General features: G+C 60.8%; 3 protein-coding genes. All 3 read left to right on the top strand.

The genetic code is table 11. The features are described 5' to 3' along the window. The coding region (locus EN750_RS21135) for a TolC family protein (protein ID WP_189526356.1) at nt 1–609 on the top strand (609 nt) is incomplete at its 5' end. A 39-nt stretch (nt 610–648) separates the two neighbouring features. Beyond that, nucleotides 649–2,781: a type I secretion system permease/ATPase gene (locus tag EN750_RS21140; RefSeq protein WP_127271964.1), complete on the top strand. Its 2,133-nt coding sequence runs from the start codon at nt 649–651 to the stop codon at nt 2,779–2,781. Nucleotides 2,782–2,823: 42 nt separating this feature from the next. Further along, a complete protein-coding gene (locus EN750_RS21145) occupies nt 2,824–4,113 on the top strand; it encodes an HlyD family type I secretion periplasmic adaptor subunit (protein ID WP_127320297.1) in 1,290 nt (429 codons plus the stop codon). Nucleotides 4,114–4,198 lie beyond the last annotated feature (85 nt).

Genomic DNA, 4,198 nt, shown 5'->3' on the forward strand with positions numbered 1-4,198 from the left:
GAAGTCATTGCTGAAGGTCGGGCCAGGGCAGGCACCGACATTGACGGCGACGACGGGGACACCAATGACCTGCAGGCGCGTCTGGTGCTGCGTTGGAATTTGTATCGCGGCGGCATAGACAAGGCCAATGAACAGGAGCAGATCCGCCGCGCCAGCGAGCAGCGGCTCGCCTATCATCAGGTCTTGCGCGAAATCGAGGAAGCCGTTCGCACCTCATGGGATCGCCGTTTCCGGCAAGCCGATCTGGCGAAGACCCTGAGGCAACAGGCCGCCGCCAATGAAAAGCTGGTCGCTTCCTATCGCGAGCAGTTCAAGGTTGGACAGCGCTCGCTGCTCGACGTGCTCGACGCGCAGAATACGCGGTTCAACACGGCAACGCTGGCCGATACCGCGTCCTACGCATCGCTGTTTGCCCAGTACCGGCTCCTGGCCGCGACCGGACAGTTGCTGAAAACGATGAATCTCGAGCCGGCAAAGCAAGCGACAGCCTATGCGCGCACCGAGTTTGCAACACCGGAAACCGCGGACACCGAGACCTATGCGCGGACGCCATCGGAGCAGAAGAACGACCTGCCATTCGATATCCTCGCCCCGGTGAGGAAGAAATAAGACGACGCAAGGTCCAGCGAGCGTCCTGACGGGCAGATCGTGAACCAGCAACCCAATATCCTCTCCCCCAAGGAGGCGTTCAAGGCCTGCTTCTCGGCCGTTGCCGGATATCTCGGCAGGCCGAGCGCGGAGACCGTGCTGTTTGCCGGCGTGCCGCTCTCGGACACGCGAATTGCGGCCGACGACATCAGGCACCTTGCCGAACGCATCGGCCTGGAAGTCACCGAGTTCAACCACCGCGATTTTCTCAGGGGGCGTATCGACCTGCCGGCAATCGTCTTTCGCGTCAGCCAATTGCCGGTTGCCCTGCTCGCTCTGGGCGAAGACGATGCGTATATCACCGCGCCCCAGGAAGACGGCCGCACCACGATCGGCCGATCGGAACTGGCCGCCAGCTACATCAGCGGCGGCGCTTCCTTCTCGATCACCTATGCCAATGCCGCCGAGACCATGTCGGTCGGCTCGGCGGCCAGGATCGAGCGGAGACATTGGCTTACGGGGACGATGGGCGCTTTCTGGCGCACCTACTCAAAAGTCGTCCTGGCGGCGGTGTTCATCAATCTGCTGGCCATAGCCTCGCCGATCTTCACCATGAACGTCTACGACAGGATCCTGCCGAACAAGGCAATATCGACACTATGGGTGCTGGCTCTCGGCATCGGCGCGGTCATCCTGTTCGACCTGCTCTTGAAGACGGCCAGGGCTTCCCTCATCGACTATGCCGGGCGCAAGGCGGATCTCCGGATATCCTATCTGCTGTTCGAGAAAGTGCTGAACTCGTCGCTGTCGGCGCGCCCCGGCTCGACCGGTGAATACGCAAACAGGGTCACGCAGTATGAATTCGTCAGGGAGTTCTTCACCTCGAACACCATAAGCGTGTTCATCGACACGGCATTCGTCTTCGTCTTCCTCCTTGTGATCTATGCGATAGGCGGATGGCTGGTGATCATACCGGCGCTGGCCTTCGTGATGTCCGTCATCGTCGGCCTGATCACCCAGCGCCGCATCGGCAAGCGCGTCGCCGCCTCGATGAACGAAGCGTCGCAGCGCCAGGCCCTGCTGGTCGAATCCATCTCGACGCTGGAGACCATCAAGTCGCTGCGCGCCGAGGCGTATCTGCTGCGAAAATGGGGAGAGCACTCCAAGAACGCCGCCAACACGTCCGAGAAGATCAAGCAGCTTTCGGCGGCGGCGGGCAACATCACCCAGTCCATACAACAGCTGGTGACCGTCGCCCTGGTCGTGGCCGGCGCCTATGCCTTCTCGGAAGGGCATGTTTCGACAGGAGCAATCATAGGAACGGTGATGCTGGCGAGCAGGGCCGTGGCGCCGCTCGGCCAGATTGCCATAACGTTGTCCCGGTTTCGCCAGGCCATGCTCTCGCTGAGAATGGTGAACTCGATCATGGCTCAGCCGGAAGATCGACCCGACACGGTGGGCTTCGTCAACCGCCCCATCCGCAAGGGGGCGATGGTGTTCAGGAATGTCGGGTTTGTCTATCCAGGCTCGGAAAACGAAGTTCTGACCGGCCTGAATATCTCGGTCAAGCCGGGTGAGCGGATCGGCATCATCGGCCGCATAGGATCGGGAAAGACGACGATGGGGCGGCTGATCGGCCGGCTCTTCCTGCCGACTTCCGGTGAGCTGCTGCTGGATGGGATCGACATTCGCCAGTATCACCCGTCCGAGGTTCGCGCCGCGGTCGGCATCGTTGCGCAGGCCGGCGACCTGTTCTCGGGCACCATCAAGGAAAACCTCCTGATGGCATGCCCCGAGGCTACAGACGAACAGATCATCGAAGCGGCAAAGGCGGCCGGCGTCGACGATTTCGTTTCACGCCACCCGCGCGGCTACGACATGAATGTCGGCGAGCGCGGCACCAATCTTTCCGGTGGCCAGAGGCAGACGGTGGCGATCGCACGCCTGCTGCTGACCAAACCGAAAATCGTCTTTCTGGACGAGCCGTCGGGCTCGATGGATCTCGCATCGGAACGCCAGTTGATCAAGCAGCTCAAAGTCGCCTTCGACCGCGACACCACGCTGATCGTCTCGACACATCGCTTCAGCATGCTTGAGCTGGCCGACCGCCTGATCGTTATCGAACAGGGCAGAATCGTTGCTGACGGACCGAAGGACCAAGTCATACAGGCGTTGCAGAAAACAAGCGCCTGACAAAACAAATATTGCTGCATCCAATGCGTTGGGGCGTGGGAAATGCTTGCCAGAGAAGATCGACCGCCGCTGTTTGCGTCGGCGTCCATATTCATCATCGGAGCGCTCTTCGTGGTCTTCGTCGCCTGGGCGTCCTTTGCCGAAGTCGATGAGATCGCACGCGGCGACGGCAAGGTCATACCCGCTTCCAAGACCCAGATCATTCAGGCGAGTGAAGCCGGTGTCGTTCAGGAAATCGCCGTGACGATTGGCCAGGTGGTCAAGAAGAACGATCTCATCATCCGCCTGGACAACACGCTCAACACGTCCAGTCTCGGCGAGCAGCAGGCCAAGGCGCGCGCGCTGGAAGTGCGCATAGCAAGGCTGAAATACGAACAGGCCGGCAATCTCTCGGGCCCATTTCCGTGCCCGCAGGACATCCAGTCGGTCGCTCCGCAAATCTGCGACAATGAACAGAAGCTGCTCATCGCCCGGCGCGGGAACTTCGATAACAAGCTATCCGTGCTCAAGTCACGCCTTGACCAGCGCGAGAGGGAACTGGCCGAGGCGCAGGCCAATTCCGATCGTCTTACAAAGAACCTGGTCGTCAGCGACCAGGAGGCAAAATTGGTCGACGCGATGGTCAAGAAAGGCCTGATGGCACGGACCGAGCAACTCCGGGTGGAGCGCGAACAGACCGAGCTCAACGGCCAGTTGAACCTTGCGGGCGAAACGATAAAGAAGATCAAATCGTCGATCACGGAAGCCCAGCTTCAGGTCGAGGAACTCGGCCTGCAATTGCAGCAGGAGGCGTTGGATGACCTGACCCAGGCCCTGGCGGAACTGTCGGTGGTGGATGAGACCATAAGGGGAGCCACCGACAAGGTCGCGCGCACCGACATCCGTTCTCCCGTGGACGGCATCGTCAACACGCTGGAGCTTAACACGGTCGGGGCCTTCGTTCAGCCTGGCGCCGTGGTGGCCGGCATCGTGCCGACCTCCGAGACGTTGCTGGTGGAGGCACGGGTCTCGCCACGGGATGTCGCGTTCATCCGTCCCGACCAGGAGGCCCTTATCAAGGTCACCGCCTATGATTTCTCGATCTTCGGCGGCATCGAGGGCAAGGTCTCGAACATCACAGCCGACAGCCTGGTCGATCAGAAAACGGGGGAACCCTACTATCAGGTGCGTGTGGCGACGGACAAATCCACCCTTCAAAGAGACGGCAAGGCCTATTCGATCATCCCTGGAATGATCTGCTCGGTCGACATCAAGACCGGGCGCAAGACGATCCTGCACTACCTCCTGAAGCCGATCAACAAGGCGCGCGAGGAGGCGATGAGTGAGCGGTAGCGCCAGTCTTCATCATTCCGGTCGCGAGCGGCTGCTGCCTCCAGTCGCCGCCGAGGATTTTGGACTGGAATTCCGGGTTGTGGCG

The sequence above is a fragment of the Mesorhizobium sp. M7A.F.Ca.ET.027.03.2.1 genome (assembly GCF_003999175.1).
Taxonomy (GTDB): Bacteria; Pseudomonadota; Alphaproteobacteria; order Rhizobiales; family Rhizobiaceae; genus Mesorhizobium.

What these genes read in the sequence shown, in the direction of transcription:
- EN750_RS21145 (WP_127320297.1), top strand. Translation starts at nt 2,824, where the DNA reads ATGCTTGCCAGAGAAGATCGACCGCCGCTGTTTGCGTCGGCGTCCATA.